Source organism: Pseudomonas sp. 86_A (assembly GCF_017491705.1).
In the GTDB taxonomy this organism is placed as follows: domain Bacteria; phylum Pseudomonadota; class Gammaproteobacteria; order Pseudomonadales; family Pseudomonadaceae; genus Aquipseudomonas; species Aquipseudomonas koreensis.
In genome coordinates, this window is sequence record NZ_JAFGYS010000237.1 from 1 (window position 1) to 246 (window position 246).

Here is a 246-nt window from a genome sequence, read left to right on the forward strand (position 1 = left end):
GTTACATGATGCGCCTGGTGCGCAAAGGGCCGAAAACCGACGAGGGCAAGGAAACCAACGACGGTGGTCCTGGACAGAAACGCACACCGGCCCGTCCGTTGTCCGCGGCGGATGATGAAGGCGCCGAACAGCGCGAAATACACCACGACAAACATGATCAGGGTGATGCTCATCTGCATGAAGCTGTGGTTGGACGACGCATCCGCCGTACGCATCAAGCCGTAGACCACCCACGGCTGACGACCG

1 pseudogene is annotated in these 246 nt (G+C 60.2%); it reads right to left on the bottom strand.

Going from position 1 to position 246, the window contains the following annotated elements:
• Nucleotides 1–122 precede the first annotated feature (122 nt).
• Nucleotides 123–246 (bottom strand): annotated as a pseudogene (locus J5M57_RS28825) (cytochrome ubiquinol oxidase subunit I); the annotation flags it as partial.